Origin of the sequence: Streptomyces sp. NBC_00554 (assembly GCF_041431135.1) — a bacterium.
Lineage (GTDB): Bacteria > Actinomycetota > Actinomycetes > Streptomycetales > Streptomycetaceae > Streptomyces.
The window spans coordinates 3,335,584-3,351,057 of the sequence record NZ_CP107799.1 but is presented as its reverse complement, the minus strand read 5'-3'; the positions used below and the strand labels follow the sequence as shown (position 1 = coordinate 3,351,057).

15 protein-coding genes and 1 pseudogene are annotated in these 15,474 nt (G+C 70.8%); 8 read left to right on the top strand and 8 right to left on the bottom strand.

Annotated features, from left to right (window positions below; genetic code table 11):
- Nucleotides 1-30: 30 nt before the first annotated feature.
- The 3 genes and pseudogenes from OG266_RS14355 to OG266_RS14345 form a co-directional block, all read right to left on the bottom strand.
- Complete coding sequence (locus OG266_RS14355) at nucleotides 31-975, bottom strand: 1-aminocyclopropane-1-carboxylate deaminase/D-cysteine desulfhydrase (protein WP_371545995.1); 945 nt, start codon at nucleotides 973-975, stop codon at nucleotides 31-33.
- Nucleotides 976-1,090: 115 nt separating this feature from the next.
- Nucleotides 1,091-1,682: pseudogene (locus OG266_RS14350) on the bottom strand (N-acetylmuramoyl-L-alanine amidase).
- A gap of 162 nt (nucleotides 1,683-1,844) precedes the next feature.
- The gene (locus OG266_RS14345) at nucleotides 1,845-2,078 is read right to left on the bottom strand and encodes a hypothetical protein (protein WP_266454455.1); all 234 of its coding nucleotides are present in this window, start codon (nucleotides 2,076-2,078) and stop codon (nucleotides 1,845-1,847) included.
- Nucleotides 2,079-2,333: 255 nt separating this feature from the next.
- Between OG266_RS14345 and OG266_RS14340 the strand changes: the two genes are divergently transcribed.
- The 3 genes from OG266_RS14340 to OG266_RS14330 all read left to right on the top strand — a co-directional run bounded on the left by OG266_RS14340 (nucleotide 2,334) and on the right by OG266_RS14330 (nucleotide 5,933).
- On the top strand, nucleotides 2,334-3,740 hold the full coding sequence (locus OG266_RS14340; protein WP_266454453.1) for a family 2B encapsulin nanocompartment shell protein: 1,407 nt from the start codon (nucleotides 2,334-2,336) through the stop codon (nucleotides 3,738-3,740).
- A gap of 116 nt (nucleotides 3,741-3,856) precedes the next feature.
- Nucleotides 3,857-4,939, top strand: a complete 1,083-nt coding sequence (locus OG266_RS14335; RefSeq protein ID WP_371545992.1) for a family 2 encapsulin nanocompartment cargo protein polyprenyl transferase — start codon at nucleotides 3,857-3,859, stop codon at nucleotides 4,937-4,939.
- A gap of 403 nt (nucleotides 4,940-5,342) precedes the next feature.
- Nucleotides 5,343-5,933, top strand: a complete 591-nt coding sequence (locus OG266_RS14330) for a GNAT family N-acetyltransferase (RefSeq protein WP_371545991.1) — start codon at nucleotides 5,343-5,345, stop codon at nucleotides 5,931-5,933.
- Nucleotides 5,934-5,940: 7 nt separating this feature from the next.
- Here the strand turns inward: OG266_RS14330 and OG266_RS14325 are convergent, their stop codons facing one another.
- Nucleotides 5,941-6,546 carry a TetR/AcrR family transcriptional regulator gene (locus OG266_RS14325; RefSeq protein WP_371545989.1) on the bottom strand — a complete coding sequence of 202 codons (606 nt, stop codon included), beginning with the start codon at nucleotides 6,544-6,546 and terminating at the stop codon, nucleotides 5,941-5,943.
- A 133-nt stretch (nucleotides 6,547-6,679) separates the two neighbouring features.
- On the opposite strand from OG266_RS14325, the gene OG266_RS14320 reads away from it, so the two are divergent.
- The 4 genes from OG266_RS14320 to OG266_RS14305 all read left to right on the top strand — a co-directional run bounded on the left by OG266_RS14320 (nucleotide 6,680) and on the right by OG266_RS14305 (nucleotide 9,620).
- On the top strand, nucleotides 6,680-7,267 hold the full coding sequence (locus OG266_RS14320; RefSeq protein ID WP_329545596.1) for a dihydrofolate reductase family protein: 588 nt from the start codon (nucleotides 6,680-6,682) through the stop codon (nucleotides 7,265-7,267).
- Between the two features lie 335 nt (nucleotides 7,268-7,602).
- Entirely contained in the window at nucleotides 7,603-8,016 is a 414-nt protein-coding gene (locus tag OG266_RS14315; protein ID WP_266454442.1) for a YciI family protein, read from the top strand.
- Between the two features lie 5 nt (nucleotides 8,017-8,021).
- Entirely contained in the window at nucleotides 8,022-9,263 is a 1,242-nt protein-coding gene (locus tag OG266_RS14310) for an RNA polymerase sigma factor (protein WP_371545988.1), read from the top strand.
- A gap of 9 nt (nucleotides 9,264-9,272) precedes the next feature.
- The gene (locus OG266_RS14305) at nucleotides 9,273-9,620 is read left to right on the top strand and encodes a DUF952 domain-containing protein (RefSeq protein WP_329545592.1); all 348 of its coding nucleotides are present in this window, start codon (nucleotides 9,273-9,275) and stop codon (nucleotides 9,618-9,620) included.
- On the opposite strand, the gene OG266_RS14300 is transcribed toward OG266_RS14305, so the two are convergent.
- From OG266_RS14300 to OG266_RS14285, 4 genes are all read right to left on the bottom strand, one after another.
- Nucleotides 9,617-10,387, bottom strand: a complete 771-nt coding sequence (locus tag OG266_RS14300; protein ID WP_371545986.1) for a VOC family protein — start codon at nucleotides 10,385-10,387, stop codon at nucleotides 9,617-9,619. The two genes, OG266_RS14305 and OG266_RS14300, sit on opposite strands and share 4 nt — an antisense overlap.
- 8 nt (nucleotides 10,388-10,395) lie before the next feature.
- Entirely contained in the window at nucleotides 10,396-11,235 is an 840-nt protein-coding gene (locus OG266_RS14295; protein ID WP_371545984.1) for a hypothetical protein, read from the bottom strand.
- 78 nt (nucleotides 11,236-11,313) lie between these two features.
- Nucleotides 11,314-11,736, bottom strand: coding sequence for a VOC family protein (locus OG266_RS14290; protein WP_266454434.1), 423 nt, complete (start codon nucleotides 11,734-11,736; stop codon nucleotides 11,314-11,316).
- 56 nt (nucleotides 11,737-11,792) lie between these two features.
- Nucleotides 11,793-12,173 carry a helix-turn-helix transcriptional regulator gene (locus OG266_RS14285; RefSeq protein ID WP_266463749.1) on the bottom strand — a complete coding sequence of 127 codons (381 nt, stop codon included), beginning with the start codon at nucleotides 12,171-12,173 and terminating at the stop codon, nucleotides 11,793-11,795.
- 110 nt (nucleotides 12,174-12,283) lie between these two features.
- Between OG266_RS14285 and OG266_RS14280 the strand changes: the two genes are divergently transcribed.
- Nucleotides 12,284-15,469 (top strand): BTAD domain-containing putative transcriptional regulator, encoded by a 3,186-nt coding sequence (locus OG266_RS14280; protein ID WP_371545982.1) that lies wholly within the window; start codon nucleotides 12,284-12,286, stop codon nucleotides 15,467-15,469.
- Nucleotides 15,470-15,474 lie beyond the last annotated feature (5 nt).

Here is a 15,474-nt window from a genome sequence, read left to right as displayed (position 1 = left end):
TCCCAGGTGATCAGAGGTGATCAAGGGTGATCAGGCGAGCGGTGCTCCTGTGATCACGGCCACCACCGTCGTTCCGCGGGGAAACCCGCCCTCCTCGGCCAGGGTGACAAGTCCGTACAGCATCTTGGCGACATAGAGACGTTCGACGGGCAGGCCGTGGCGGTGTTCGAAGTCCTCGGCGAATGTGTCGAGTTCGGGGGTGGTGCGGGCGTAACCGCCGAAGTGGAAGCGTTCGTCGAGGGACCAGTGGCCTTGGCGGGCGCCGAAGGCGGTGACCTGGAGGGCCTGTATGTCGGCGCTCAGGAAGGCGCCCTTGAGGACGGGTACGCCCAGGGCGCGCTGATCGGGAGCGAGCCCGGCGGCCAGGCCCGCGAGTGTGCCGCCGGTGCCGCAGGCCAGGGCGACGACGTCGGCTTGGCCGCGCAGCTCCTCGCCGAGTGCCCGGCAGCCGCGTACGGCAAGGGAGTTGCTGCCTCCCTCGGGCACGACGTACGCGTCCTCGGCGCCCAGCGTGCGCAGGATCGCGGCGAGTGTCTCCGGCTCGGTCTTGTGCCGGTACGTCGATCTGTCGACGAAGTGCAGCCGCATGCCGTCCGCCGCACACCGGGCGAGCGAGGGGTTGAGGGGGCGCCCGGACAGCTCCTGGCCGCGGACCACGCCGATGGTGGGCAGCCCGAGGAGACGGCCCGCGGCGGCCGTGGCCCGCAGGTGGTTGGAGTACGCCCCGCCGAAGGTGAGCACCGCACGGCCCGCTGCCGTCGCCAGGTTCGGGGCCAGCTTGCGCCACTTGTTGCCGACCAGCTCGGGGTGGATCAGATCGTCCCGCTTGAGCACCAGCCGGACGCCGTGACGCCCGAAGCGCTCGTCCGCGACGTCCTGCAGCGGCGACGGCAGCCGGGGCCGCAGGCCTGCGAGGTCGAGCGCTTCGGGGGCGCCGGTGATGCCGGTTCCCTCGGGGTCGTCTGTGCTGGTCACTCGGCCATTGTCGGACATACGTCCGGGACCCGGCCTCCGGAGGAGATGTCCGGAGTGGGGTGCCGCCGACCCCCGGGCGGGGCGGTCGCGGGCGTGGCTCTGCGGGGCAGGCGTGTCACTTCAGCCGGTCGCGGACGCGCTCCCTCATGGAGTCCATCGTGAAGCCGCGGGGGTCGATCTTGCCCGGCTGCCATTCCAGGTGGCCGATCACCGAGCGCTCCGTCCAGCCGTGGTGGCGGCAGATCGCGGCGGCGACCTTCTCGATGGTGCTCAGCTGGGCTTCGGGCCAGGGGTCCTCGCCGTTGCCGAGGTTCTCGCATTCGAAGCCGTAGAAGTGGCGGTTGCCGTCGGTGTTCGCCTCGTTGTCCGGGGGGAGTCTCTTCGCCGCGATCACGGCGCGCAGTACGTCGTCGTCACCGAGGCCCGCGTGGTTGACGCGGCCGTAGCCGACGAGATGGACGACACCGTCCTTGGTGATGACGCCGTGGCACAGCGGCCCGGGCAGCTCCGCGTAACCGTCCCGGCAGAGCTCGACGGTGGCCTTGCTGCCCGAGGTCACCGTGTGATGGATCATCACGCCGTACACCGGACCCCACGGGCCCTTGTGATTGCGGTTGTGACGTTCCCAGTCGCCGACCTCGACGACCGTGACGCCCGCCTCCCTGAAGCCGGTCCAGGAAACCGCCCGCGGACATGGGTGGGGCCATGACCGCCTCCTTCACGCTGCACGCCGGCCGCCTGTCGCGGCCGTCTCGTACCGCCGCTTGTACCCGGAACCCGGTGGCCGGGCCCAGTCGTTCGCACGGTGTGCGAGCCGATTCGGTCAGTGGCTCGCGGCGGTGCGCCGTGGCGCGAGGAGGAGCCCGGGATCAGCTGTGCAGGAAGCTGTCTCCGTGCGTCGCGATGTGGTTCTCCAGCGCCTGCAAGGCCTGTTGCGTCGCCTGCGGAGAGCCGCTGCCGCGCCGCTCCGCCAAGTACGCGGCGCCCAGTTTCTTCAACAGGTCGCCGCCCGCGCGCTGTGCCTGCACGTCGTCGATCTTCTGCTTGCCCTGCGTGAGCCCTCGCTGCGCCTGTTCTTTGGCGCGGTCCAGAAAGCCTGCCATGACCGTCTCCCGTCCTCGTATGTCGAAGCATCAGCCGAAGCGTCGATCGAAGCATCGGTCACAGCGTCAAACGGTTGGCTCGATCTTGGAGTTCCCGACCGCAACAACCGCGCGCTGTTCGACGAATCGGCGATTTTCGGCTGTGTGCCCACTCCGTCGTGATCCATTCCCCCTCATTCGTGTAATAGCACTGGCACGCTCCGTGATGAAAGGCTTCCTCTCGCAGATCAGTGCACGAATGGGAGGGCAATTTTCATGTCGGTAGGCGAAGAGGTCCGCGCGGGTCAGGGCAAGCCGCAGCAGAGTCTCGGCACATCCGCCGCGCGGAACCTGGCCACCACCACCAAGTCCGCACCGCAGATGCAGGAGATCAGCTCGCGCTGGCTGCTGCGGATGCTTCCGTGGGTGAATGTGCAGGGTGGTACGTACCGCGTGAACCGGCGGCTCAGCTACTCCGTGGGCGACGGCCGTGTGACATTCGTGAAGACCGGTGACCGGGTCCAGGTCATTCCGGCGGAGCTCGGCGAGCTGTCGGTGCTGCGGTCGTACGAGGATCAGGAGGTGCTGGGCGAGCTCGCGCAGCGTTGCCAGCAGCGGGAGTTCGCGCCGGGGGAGGTGCTCGTCTCCTTCGGCAGCCCGTCCGAGGAGGTGTTCCTCCTCGCCCACGGCAAGGTGGAGAAGATCGGCACGGGTCCCTACGGGGACGACGCGGTCCTCGGTGTCCTCGCCGACGGCGCGTACTTCGGCGAGCAGGCACTCATCGACCCGGACGCCATCTGGGAGTACACGGCCCGCGCCGTCACCGCGTGCACCGTGCTCACCCTGCCCCGCAACGACCTCGAACAGGTCGCGGAGCGCGCCGAGTCCCTGCGCGACCACCTCCAGGAGCTGCGCGCGATTCCGGAGCAGCGCGCCAACAAGTACGGCGAGAAGGAGATCGACCTCGCGGCCGGCCACACCGGAGAGCCGGACATCCCCGGCACCTTCGTGGACTACGAGGCCGCGCCGCGCGAGTACGAACTGAGCATCGCCCAGACCGTGCTGCGCCTCCACTCGCGCGTGGCCGATCTCTACAACCAGCCCATGAACCAGACCGAGCAGCAACTGCGGCTCACGGTCGAGGCGTTGAAGGAGCGCCAGGAGCACGAGCTCATCAACAACCGGGAGTTCGGGCTGCTCAACAACTGCGAGTACGAACAGCGGCTGCAGCCGCACGACGGTGTGCCCGGACCCGACGACCTCGACGAACTGCTCAGCCGCAGGCGCGGCACCAAGCTGCTCCTCGCCCACCCGCGCGCGATCTCCGCGATCGGCCGCGAGCTGAACAAGCGCGGACTCGTCCCGGAGACCATCGAGATGGCCGGCAACCGCATCCCGACCTGGCGCGGGGTGCCGATCTACCCGTGCAACAAGATCCCGGTCAGTGACACCCGTACGACCTCGATCATCGCCCTGCGTACGGGCGAGGCCGAACAGGGCGTCATCGGGCTTCAGCAGGCGGGCATCCCGGACGAGATCGAGCCGAGCCTGTCGGTGCGCTTCATGGGCATCAACGAACAGGCGATCATCTCCTACCTGGTGACGGCGTACTACTCGGCCGCGGTGCTCGTGCCCGACGCCCTCGGCATCCTGGAGAACGTCGAGATCGGCCGCTGGCGGTGACGACCGGTACGCCGGAGGTTGTGTCCTCGCCCGACCGGGCGGGTAGACCCGGTAGACCGGTGTCGCCGCAGAGGCCGGCCGAGAGCCTCGAAAGGCGGAGCTCCATCGGGAGGGCCATGGATGAGCAGGTCCCGCCAAGCCCGCGGTGGGGGTCTCCCCGTTCGAGCGAGACCGACAGTGGGGGAGGGCAGGAAGCGGCGGGGATCCTGGAGGGGGCCCGGGCGTCCGTCGACCCCGAGCTGCGCAGGGCCATCGACTCGCTGCCGGGCTCGATACGCCGGATCGCGCTCTACCACTTCGGCTGGGAGCACGCGGACGGTACGCCCGCGGCGGGCAACTCCGGCAAGGCGATCCGGCCCGCGCTCGTGCTCGCCGCGGTCCGCGCGCTCGGCGGACAGCATGCGAACGCCGTACGGGCGGCCGCCGCCGTGGAGTTGATACACAACTTCACGCTGCTGCACGACGACGTGATGGACCGGGACACCACCCGCAGGCACCGGCCCACCGCGTGGACCGTGTTCGGCGACGCCGACGCGATCCTCGCCGGGGACGCCTTGCAGGCGCTGGCTCAGCGGCTGCTCGCCGAGGATCCGCATCCGGCGTCCTCGGCGGCCGCCGCACGGCTCGCGTCCTGTGTCGTCGAGCTGTGTGCGGGGCAGCATGCGGACACCGACATGGAGAAGCGCGGTCCCGACGAGGTCACCCTCGACGAGTGCCTTGCCATGGCGGAGGCCAAGACCGGTGCGTTGCTCGGGTGTGCCTGTGCGCTGGGTGCGTTGTACGCGGGGGCGGGGGATGAGGACGTCGAGGCGCTTGACGCGTTCGGTCGTGAGGCCGGGCTCGCCTTTCAGCTGATCGACGATGTGATCGGGATCTGGGGGGATCCGAGCCGTACCGGCAAGGCTGCCGGGGCGGACCTCATCGCCCGTAAGAAGTCGCTGCCCGTGGTGGCCGCGCTCGCCTCGGGTACGCCTGCGGCGGTCGAGCTGGCCTCGTTGTACAGGGTTCCTTACGAGGAGGGGGAGTTGGAGCGGACGGTGCTGGCCGTCGAGCGGGCGGGGGGTCGGGACTGGGCGCAGGTCCAGGCGGCCGACCGGATGGCTCGGGCGATGCATGAGCTGTCTCGGGCGGTGCCTGATCCGGAGGCGGCGGGTGGGCTGCTGGCGCTGGCGGAGTTCGTGACGCGGCGCAGCAACTGACTCCGTCGGTGGGGTGGTTGATGCCCCCGGTGTCTCCGGGGTTCTTGGTTCTGTACGGCACCTGACCTCCGTACGGTTACTGGGCTCCGGTTGGTCCCGCACATCCCCACGGTGTGCGGGGCCTGTTTTTTCGCCCCCTCCGCCCCTACCCGTCCCTTGTTCCTGGGGGCTCCGCCCCCAGACCCCCGTTCGCCCGAAGGGCTCGTCCTCAAACGCCGGACGGGCTGAAGATTCCTCCCCCGGCCGGGCTGAAAGGTGCGGCCCCCACGGGTGGGTGGGGGATCGGGACGGCACCACCTCGTCCTCAGACGCCGGACGGGCTGGATTGTCCTCCCCGGGCAGAAGGGTGCAAGATCTCAACCGCCGTACGATCAGCGGCGGTTGAGGCTAAGGGGCTGAGGGCGTGGGCGTGGTGATCCGGACCGCGGGTGAAGGGGACCGGGAGTTTGTCATCCGGTTGTTGGACGAGGCGTTTCAGGATGACCCTGTGAGCAGTTGGGTTTTTCCGGACAAGGCGCATCGGATGGGTACGCATCACAAGCTGATGGGTGCCTTTGCTGATGTCGTGCTTGCCGAGGGGCGTGTCGATGTCACCGAGGACGGGGCGGCGTGTGCGCTGTGGCTGTCCGTGCCTGCCGATGAGCATGGCGACGAGGACGGGCCCGGGCAGTTGCGTGAGGCCGTCGACCCGGAGAATGAGCGGGTGGAGCTCATCGGCCGGTTGACCGCGGGGATCCACCCGGCGGGCCGGGCCCACGAGTACCTGTGGATGATCGCCGTGGCGCCGGGGCGCCAGGGTGAGGGGCTCGGCACCGCGCTCATCGAGACGGTCCTCGACCGTTGCGACCGCGAGGGGACGCCCGCGTACCTGGAAGCGAGCAGTGCCCGCAGCCGCAAGCTGTACGAGCGGCTCGGCTTCGAGCTGACCGACCGCCCCCTCGACCTGCCCTACGGCCCGCAGATGTGGCCCATGTGGCGCGAGCCGCAGGCCTAGGGCAGCCCTAGTCCTTCTCGGGAGCGCCGTCCGGCACGATCGTCGCCACGATCCGTTCCACCAGGCCGTCCGGGACGGTGACCTCGGGCAGGACGCCGTCCAGGACGCCCGGGAGTGTCAGGTGCTCCAGGAGCAGGCCGAGCATGGCGAGGTAGAGGACGGTCACGGTCTCGTCGCCGCCGGGCAGGCCGGCGGTGCGGTGGAAGTCCATGCCGTCCACCAGGTCGCCGCGTACCGACTTGGTGTACGAGGCACGCAGGGCGGGGCGGCGGGTGGCCTCCAGGCGCATTTCGAAGAGGGCGAGGTAGCCCGTGCGGTCGCGGATGGCGCGGGCCATTACGTCGCGCATGAACTCCAGGACCAGTGAGCGGTCCTTCGGGCCCTTCAGCAGCTCGGCGATCACCGACGGGTCGGGTGCGAGGCGCTGGTGGATGCGGGCGTCGACCTGGGCCAGCAGGTCGTCGCGGTCGGTGAAGTAGTTCGACGAGGTGCCCACCGGCACGCCCGCCCCGGCGTCCACCGCGCGGAACGTCAGTCCCCGCGCGCCCTCCCGTGCCAGCACCTCGACGGCCGCATCGACGAGAGCCGCCCTGCGCTCCGGGTTCCTTGCCATCCGGGTTTCCTCCCAAAATCTCGCCGGTGCCACCAAAACGCTTGCAACCACTACAGGTGAAGCACTATAACTGCAGTGGTTCAAGGGTGACCACCGGAGTCGCCATGAACGCCGACCACGAAAAGAGACCCGCTTGCGCAAGCTCACCTACTTCATCGCGTGTTCGATCGACGGCTTCATCGGAGCCCCGGACGGCGACGCGCAGTCCTTCATGCCGTTCGTCGACGCGGAGTACATCGAGGACTTCCTGAAGGCGGAGTACCCGGAGACCCTGCCGACCCACGCCCGCCGCCCGCTCGGCATCGACGACCTGGAGAACCGCAACTTCGACACGATCATCCAGGGCCGCGCCAGCTACGACCTCGCACTGGACCTCGGCGTCACCAGCCCGTACGCGCATCTGCGTGAGTACGTCGCCTCGCGGAGCCTCAAGGAGTCGCCCGACCCGCACGTCGAGATCGTCGCGGACGACGTCGTCGGGAAGGTCCGCGAACTCAAGGCGGAGGACGGCGAGTTCGGCATCTATCTGTGCGGCGGCTCGCAGCTCGCGGGCGCGTTGATCGACGAAGTGGACGAACTGGTCATCAAGACGTACCCGGTGGTCCTCGGCTCCGGTATGCCGATGTTCGGCTCCGGTTTCGACGTTGCCGAGTTCGCGCTCGACCAAGTGCGTGTGTTCAAGAACGGGGTGCTCGTGAGGACGTACAGCAGGAAGCGCTGAACGCCCTTCCGCAATACCCTGAAGGCATGGGCACCGATGAGTATGTTTGTTCCGCTTGCGGGCAGCCGGTCGCCACGGTCGTGAAGCGACACAAGACCTTGGGCGCATGGGTCCCCGTGTGGGTACCAGGACCCTGCCGGAACCCGGAGTGCAAGACGTATGCCGAGGAAGCCGAGGAGGAGCCCCGGGCCGCAGTTCGGCCCGAGGAGCCCGTCACGAAAAAAACCTGAGCGAGAGCGCGCGGCCGTGTAGAGAAACGCGGGCCGGCTCCGACGTCTCCTGCGAGAGCCGCCCGAAGCGGGCGGTCCGAACCGAGGAAACCCAGGAGCGGACTCATGAAGTACCTGGTGATGGTGCAGGGAACGCAGGCCGACCACGAGGGTATGCGGGGCAACCCCTCCCCCGGCTCCCCGGTCTGGAGCGAGCAGGAGATTCAGGCCATGTACGCCTTCATGGGCGCGATCAACAATGACCTCTCCGAGTCCGGGGAACTGCTCGACGTGCAGGGTCTGGCCGAGTACGACCGGACCCGGCTGGTCACGGCCGACAAGGACGGCAAGCCCGTCATCACCGACGGGCCGTACGGCGAGACCAAGGAGCAGATGGCCGGCTTCTGGATCCTGGAGTGCGAGAGTCTGGAGCGGGTCACGGAGATCGCCGCGCGCGTCGCCCAGTGCCCCGTTCCCGAGGGATCCACCGAGTACCCGGTGGTCATCCGGCCGATCCCGGACGGCTCCGGGGACATCTGAGGCGGATGAGCCGCCCGAGTCGTACGACCGAGGTCGAGGACCTGCTGCGCCTGCACGCGCCGGGGGCCCTCGGCGCGCTACTGCGGCGTTATGGGCACTTCGACGCCGCCGAGGACGCCGTACAGGAGGCGCTGCTCGCGGCTGCCGGGCAGTGGCCCGGCACAGGCGTGCCCGACAATCCGCGCGGCTGGCTGATCAAGGTCGCCTCGCGGCGGCTGACCGATGCCCTGCGCAGTGAGGAGGCGCGGCGGCTGCGGGAGGAGAAGGTGGCGGCGCTGACACCCCGGGACGCGTTCGTGGCCCCGCCACCGGGCGCGGCCCGGGCACCGAGCGAGGACGACACTCTCTCCCTGCTCTTCCTCTGCTGCCATCCGGAGCTGACCCCGTCCGGCCAGATCGCGCTCACCCTGCGGGCCGTCGGCGGTCTGACGACGGCGGAGATCGCGAGGGCCTATCTGGTGCCCGAGGCGACGATGGCGCAGCGGATCAGCCGGGCGAAGCAGCGGGTACGGGGGACGGCATTCGGGCGCCCGGAGGACTGGGAGGAACGGCTGCCCGCCGTCCTCCACACCCTCTACCTGATCTTCAACGAGGGGTACACGGCGACCTCGGGTGCGGCCCTCCAGCGGGCCGAACTCGCGGGCGAGGCCATCCGGTTGACCCGCTCGGTGCACCGTCTCCTCCCCGAGGACCGCGAGGTGGCGGGGCTGCTGGCGCTGATGCTGCTGACCGACGCCCGGCGCCTTGCCCGCACCGGCCCGCACGGCGAACTGGTCCCCCTCGACGAGCAGGACCGCGGCCTGTGGGACAAGGCGGCGGTGGAGGAGGGCGTGGCGCTGGTGACGGAGGCATTGTCGGTGTCGCGGGGGAGGGCGGGGCCCTATCAGCTGAGGGCTGCCATCGCCGCGGTGCATGACGAGTCGCCGTCGGCGGACGCCACGGACTGGCGCGAGATCCTCGGCCTCTACGACATCCTGGTCCGCCGGGTCCCAGGGCCCGTCGAGCGGCTCAACCGCGCGGTGGCGGTGGCCATGGTGCACGGGCCCCGGGCGGGCCTTGCCGAACTGGACCTGCTGGAGGGCGAGTCGGCGCTCGGGCATCGGCTCGACGCGGTACGCGGTCATCTGCTGGAGCGCGCGGGGGACGCGGCGGGGGCCCGTGCCGCCTACGAGTCGGCGGCCGGCAAGACCCTCAGCCTTCCCGAACAGCGGTATTTGCACGCGCGCGCCGCCCGCCTCAGGCCTTAGCGTTCGGGTATGCCCGAACCTCTCCTTCACATCACCGAGCGCTCCCTGTGGGACGCGGCGCGCGCGTCCGGCGCCTACCAGATGTCCACCCGTGGCCGGACCCTCCAGGAGGAGGGCTTCATCCACTGCTCTCTGCGCCACCAACTCCCCAAGGTGGCCGCCTTCTTGTACGGCTCGTACGCCGGCCCCGACGAGCTGGTGGTCCTGGTGATCGACGCCGAACGGCTGGGCGTCCCCTTGCGGTACGAGGCCGTGGAGGCCGGGGGCGAGGAGTTCCCGCACATCTACGGACCGATTCCGGTGGAAGCTGTCGTGGACGTCGAGGTGTGGGACTCGGGCGAGGCGGCGATCGGCTAGCGCAGGAGGCCGCCCGTTTCGGGGTCGCGGGGCGTCAGGCAGTACGTGCCGCCCGACGGGTCCCGCATCACCGCCCAGCGGGCGCCCCGGCCGATGAGCGTGGCGCCGAGGAGTTCGTGGCGGATGCGGACCGCGTCGATGTCGGAGCAGGCGATGTCGAGATGGGCGGAGGTGGGGCGCGCGGTGCCGAGGCGTTGCAGGAGGATGCGGATCGGGAGCGCGGCCGGCGGCTTGACCACATGGAACTCCTCGAGCGCGCCGGGCTGGGACTCCCATCCGGTGAGGGTGCTCCAGAAGGCGATCTCCGCCTCGTACGCGGAGGGCGCCAGGTCGATGCACACCTGGTCGAGGCGGCTGGTGACACCGGACGGCCCCTTGACCACCGGGGGCCGCGTCGACTCCCCGTGCCACGGCACCGCGCAGAACAACTGCCCACCGGGGGAACGCAGCACGGCCCACCCCGCGTGACCCGCGACGAGCTCGGCGCCCAGCAGCAGTGCCGACTCCACCATTCCCCGTACGTCCTCGACGGCGAGGTCGAGATGCGCGCCCCCGGAGACCGCCCCCACGACGCCCTGAACCTTCACACAGGCGTCGGCGCCCCCGTCGGGCAGCAGGGTCACGAACTCGCCGCGTGCGCCGCGTCGTTCGGACAGCTTGGTGCGCGTGACCGCGGTCCAGAAGTCGCAGGCGGGCCCGAACTTCTTCATCGGCCGGTCGACAAAGGCGTAAGTCCACCGGATCGGCCCCGTCATTGGGTCGCTCATGGGGGCTGTCATGGGGTCTTTTCTCCGATCAGGGCGTGCAACGAGGTCTTCACGCGCGCGACGAACGCGTCCCGAGCGGTGGGGGAGAGGACGTCCAGGGACAGATACGGGTTGAGATCCTCCAGCTCGACGAGGAGGAGCTCACCGCCGGGCGCCCGACAGGCGTCCACGCGCTGGATCCCGTACGCGATGTCGTTCCAGTCGACGAAGCGCTGCGCGAACTCCCGGTCCTGCTCGGTCGGTTCGTAGTGTTCCAGGGCCCACCGCTCGTCGGGGCGCGGCGCGTACAGGGCGTACTGGAAGGTGTGGTCCACGAAGTAGAAGGACACCTCGTAGCGGAAGTCGATGCGCGGCTGGACGAGGACGTCGCCGTACGCCGCCGGGTCGGTGAGCCGCTCGCGGGGCACGAACTCGAGGCCTATGGAGTCCGCCCCCAGCTTCGGCTTCACCACGTACGTGTCGACGTCGGGGAGCTTGCCGAGGTCCTCCGCGCGGTCGATGGTGGGGATGACCGGATATCCCGCGGCCGTGAGCTCCAGCAGGTATCCCTTCCCCGCCATGTCGCCCTTGCCCGACAGCTGGTTGTAGACGCGTACGCCGTCCGCGACCGCCTGCTCGCGGAAGGCGTCGTACCGCGCCTGGTAGTTCAGGACAGGGCCGCTGTTGCGTACGACCACCGCGTCGAAGGAGTGCATCAGCGCGGCCGCGTCCAGCGGATGGCACACGGCGAGGTCGAACTCCTCGCGCAGCCGGGAGGTGAGGAAGATGTCCTCGTCGCAGTACCGGCGGCCCTTGGCGGGGTAGGCCAGGTCGCTGACGTACAGGATGCTGCGGCGCGTGGACGTCATGAGGTCTCCCGGTGATCGTGACCAGCCGATGGTAGGCCCGGTGCGTCCGGAGGGGCCGAGGGGCCGTCCGCGGCGCGGTCAGGCGCGGGGGGACCGTTCGTTGAAGCGGAGGAGGTTGCCCGCCGGGTCGCGGAAGGCGCAGTCGCGGACGCCGTACGGCTGGTCCGTCGGTTCCTGGAGGACTTCGGCGCCGGCGGCCTCGACGCGGGCGAAGAGGGCGTCGCAGTCCGTCGTCGAGAAGATCACGCCGCGGAGCATGCCCTTGGCCAGCAGCTCGGCCATGGCCTGCCGGTCGGCCGGGGACGCGTTCGGGTCCGCCCCCGGCGGTTCCAGGACGATCTCCACATCCGGCTGGAGCGGCGAGCCGACGGTGACCCATCGCATGCCCTCGAAGCCGACGTCATTGCGGACCTCCAGCCCCAGGACGTCACGGTAGAAGGCGAGCGCCTTGTCGTGGTCGTCGACGGCGATGAAGCACTGGGACAGCTTTACGTCATCCATGGGTCCAATCATGGGTCCACGCTAGGGCCTGTCCGGCAGGATCCGCCCGACGGGCGTCAGAGGCGTGTGCCCGGTTCCGCTTCCGGGTTGCGGTGGCGGGACGGGCGGGTGAGGCGCTGGGCCACGCAGGACGGGATGGGGGCGCCGTGGTCGTGCGGCCGGGCGCGGTAGGCGCTGGGGGTCTCGCCGACAAGCTCCGTGAAGCGGGAGCTGAAGGAACCGAGCGATGTGCAGCCCACGGCGAAGCACACCTCCGTGACCGTCAGGTCGCCGCGGCGCAGCAGGGCCTTGGCGCGCTCGATCCTGCGGGTCATGAGATAGGTGTACGGGGTCTCGCCGAAGGCGGCCCGGAAGCTCCGCTGGAAATGGCCGGGCGACATCAGCGCGGTGCGCGCGAGCTCCGCCATCTCCAGCGGCTCGGCGTACTCACGGTCCATCCGGTCGCGGGCCCGGCGCAGCCGGACCAAGTCCTCCACCACAGTCACCCCACCAGGATGGCACGGGGCACTGACAGCCAGGCCGGCGGACAGCTCGTTAACCTACTCGGATGACGGCCGAGCTGATCTTCCTCTCGCGGGTGTCCCATCGCGGACGAGAGGTCGCAGGACCCCGGCTGCGCGGCCTGCTCGCGCTGCTGGCGGACGACCTGCGCACCGGATGCAGCACCGCCCGGCTCGTGGACGGGCTGTGGCCCGACGAGCAGCCGGAGAATCCGACGAAGGCGCTTCAGGTGCTCGTCTCACGGGCCCGTTCCCAGCTCGGCGCCGAGCTGATCGCCAGCACCGCCACCGGGTACCGGCTCACGCTCGGCGAGGACCAGGTCGACAGCTCCGCCGTCGTGCTCGCCGCCGGGGACAGCTCCCGGGCGGTCCAGGACGGCGACCACACCGCCGCCCTCGCACACGCCGAGGCCGGCCTCGCGCTCTGGGACGGCGCCGCCGACGACCTGGCGGCCGACCCGGTCTCCGCGCTGCGCGCGGCGCGCGTCCCGGCGTACACGGCTCTGGTGCGCGCCCGCGCGCTGTCCCTGGCCCGCCTCGGACGCCGCGCCGAGGCCACCGAGGCCCTCACCGCCCTCGTACGACAACATCCCCGCGACGAGGAGGTGCTCGCCGAGCTGCTGCGCTGCGAGGCCGCCACCGTCGGACCGGCCGCCGCCCTCGCCCGCTACGACACCTACCGCCGCACCCTGCGCGAAGACCTCGGCACCGAACCCGGCGCGGCCCTGCGCGCCCTGCACCAGGAGCTGCTGCGCGAAGAGGCGCCCGCCGTCCGGCGCGGTGTCCCGCACGAGCCCAACCCGCTGCTCGGGCGGGCCGAGGACATCGCGGCGGTCACGGACCTGCTCCGCGCCTCCCGGGTCACCTCGATCGTCGGCGCGGGCGGTCTCGGCAAGACGCGCCTCGCGCATGTCGTGAGCCGTGCCGCCGAGCAGAAGTCCGTGCACTTCGTGGCGCTCGCCGGTGTCACCACCGACGCCGACGTGGCCGCCGAGGTCGCCTCCGCACTCGGCGTCAGCGAGCCCCGGCTCGCCTCCGCCGGCCACCTCGCCGTCTCCGCGGACGTCCTCGCCGGCATAGCCGGGGCCCTCGGTCCTGCCGCCCTGCTGGTCCTGGACAACTGCGAGCACGTCGTACGCGGCGCCGCCGACCTCGTACAGGCCCTCGTGTCCACCACCCGCGACCTGCGCGTCCTCACCACCAGCCGGGCCCCGCTCGGCCTCAGCTCCGAATCGGTGTACCTGCTCCCGGAGTTGAGCCTCGCGACGACCGTCGAGCTGTTCGGACAGCGGGCCCGGTCCGCGCGGCCCGGCGTCGAACTGCCGACGGCCACCGTCGAGGAACTCTGCCGTCACCTGGACGGGCTGCCGCTCGCGACGGAGCTGGCGGCGGCCCGCGTCCGCGTCATGTCGGTCACCGAGATCGCCCGCCGTCTCGACGACCGCTTCGCCCTGCTCAAGGGCGGCGCGCGCGACGCCCCGGAGCGGCACCGCACCCTGCTCGCCGTCGTCGACTGGAGCTGGAACCTGCTCGACACCGAAGGGCGGGCGGCGCTGCGCGGGTTGTCGGTCTTCCCGGACGGCTTCACGGCGGAGGCGGCGCGGCATCTCGTGGGTGAGGGCGACGTACTCGACGTACTGGACGTCTTGGAGAACCTCGTCGACCAGTCGCTGCTCAAGGTCACGGACACCGCGTCCGGCGTGCGCTTCCGAATGCTGGAGACCGTACGGGAGTTCAGTGCCGCCCGTCGGGAGGAGGCGGGCGAGACGGACCGCGCGACCGGCCAACTCCTGGCGTGGGCGCGCGACTTCGGGCGGACGCGGCACGAGGCGGTCCTCGACGCCGACTCGGTCGCGGACCTGGACCGGATCCGCGCGGAGCAGGACAACCTCGTTCACGCGCTGCGGCTCGCGCAGGCCCGCGCCGACATGCCCACCGTCGCGGCGGTCACCGCGGTGCTCGCCGGTGCCTGGAACCTGGAGTCCAACTACGCCCGCACGGTCACGCTGTTCGAGGAGATCGGCCCGCTGCTGTCGCGTTTCCGGCCCGGGCCCGACGACGTCGAGGTCACCCGGACGGCGGCCGTGCTGTTCACGGCGAACCAGTTCATGCTGCACGGGCCGCGGACGCCCGCGGTGCGTTCCCTGGTCACCGTGCTCAGACTGCCCCCGGCCCCGCCGGACACCCTGGTCCGGGCCGCGGCGACGGTGCTGGGCGCCCTGCCGCAGGCGCTGCGCGGGGACCGCGTGGGGCTACGGGAGCTGTGCGACAGCCACGAGCCGCTGGTGGCCGGTGTCGCCAACGCCGTCGCGAGCTTCCTGGCGGAGAACGAGAACGACCCGGGGCAGGCCCTGGCGGCGGCCCGGCGGATGCTCGCCGCGCTCGACGGGCGGGGCGGCCCCTGGACCCTGACCCAGGCGCACGCCCGGATCAGCGAACTCTGCCTCCAACTGGAGCGGGGCGAGGAGGCGCTGAGCCACATCCAGGCGGCGCTGCGGCTCCAGGAACAGCTGCTCGGCCCCTCGGTCGACGCGCTGGGCGTCCGCTGGGCCATGGTCCTCGCCCATCTCCTGCTCGGCGCCTTCGACGAGGCGGAACACTGGCTGGAGCAGACGGCGCTGAACCAAGCGGAGGACCCGTTCGGCATGCTGATGTTCGGCCACGGGGTGCGCGCGGAGATCCTGCTCGCGCGCGGGCGGACCGAGGAGGGGCTGCGGCTGTGGCGGCTGGCCGCCGATCCGGGGCACAGTCCGGAAGGGCCGCTCTTCGAGAAGGACCCGTCCGGCGTGGCCGGCGTGGACGACGTCGAGGCGTGGAACCTGGAGGCCCGGGCCGTCGCCGTGATCGCCCACGCCCAGCACGGCCGCCTCGACCTGGTGGAGCAGCTCGCAGGTGAACTCCCCGGCAAACTCGGGGTGTTGCTCACCCACCCGACCGTCACGCAGCCGGCGTACGTGATGGATCTGCCGGTGTGCGGGGCGTTTCTGGTGGCGCTCGCGATGGTCGATCTGGAGCGGGGTTCGACGAAGACGGCGGCGCGGCTGTTCGCCCTGGCCGAGCGTTTCCGCTACCTCCGCGGTTTCCAGCCGACGATGTCCTCCGCCCGCGTACGGGAGGCGGCCGGACACGCCGACCGGGCGGCCTACGACGACGCGGTGTCGGCGTATGCCGCCCTGGGGCGTGTGGAGTTGCGGGGTGCGGCGCTGGAGGTGCTGCGTACCCGGGGTGACTGACCCGG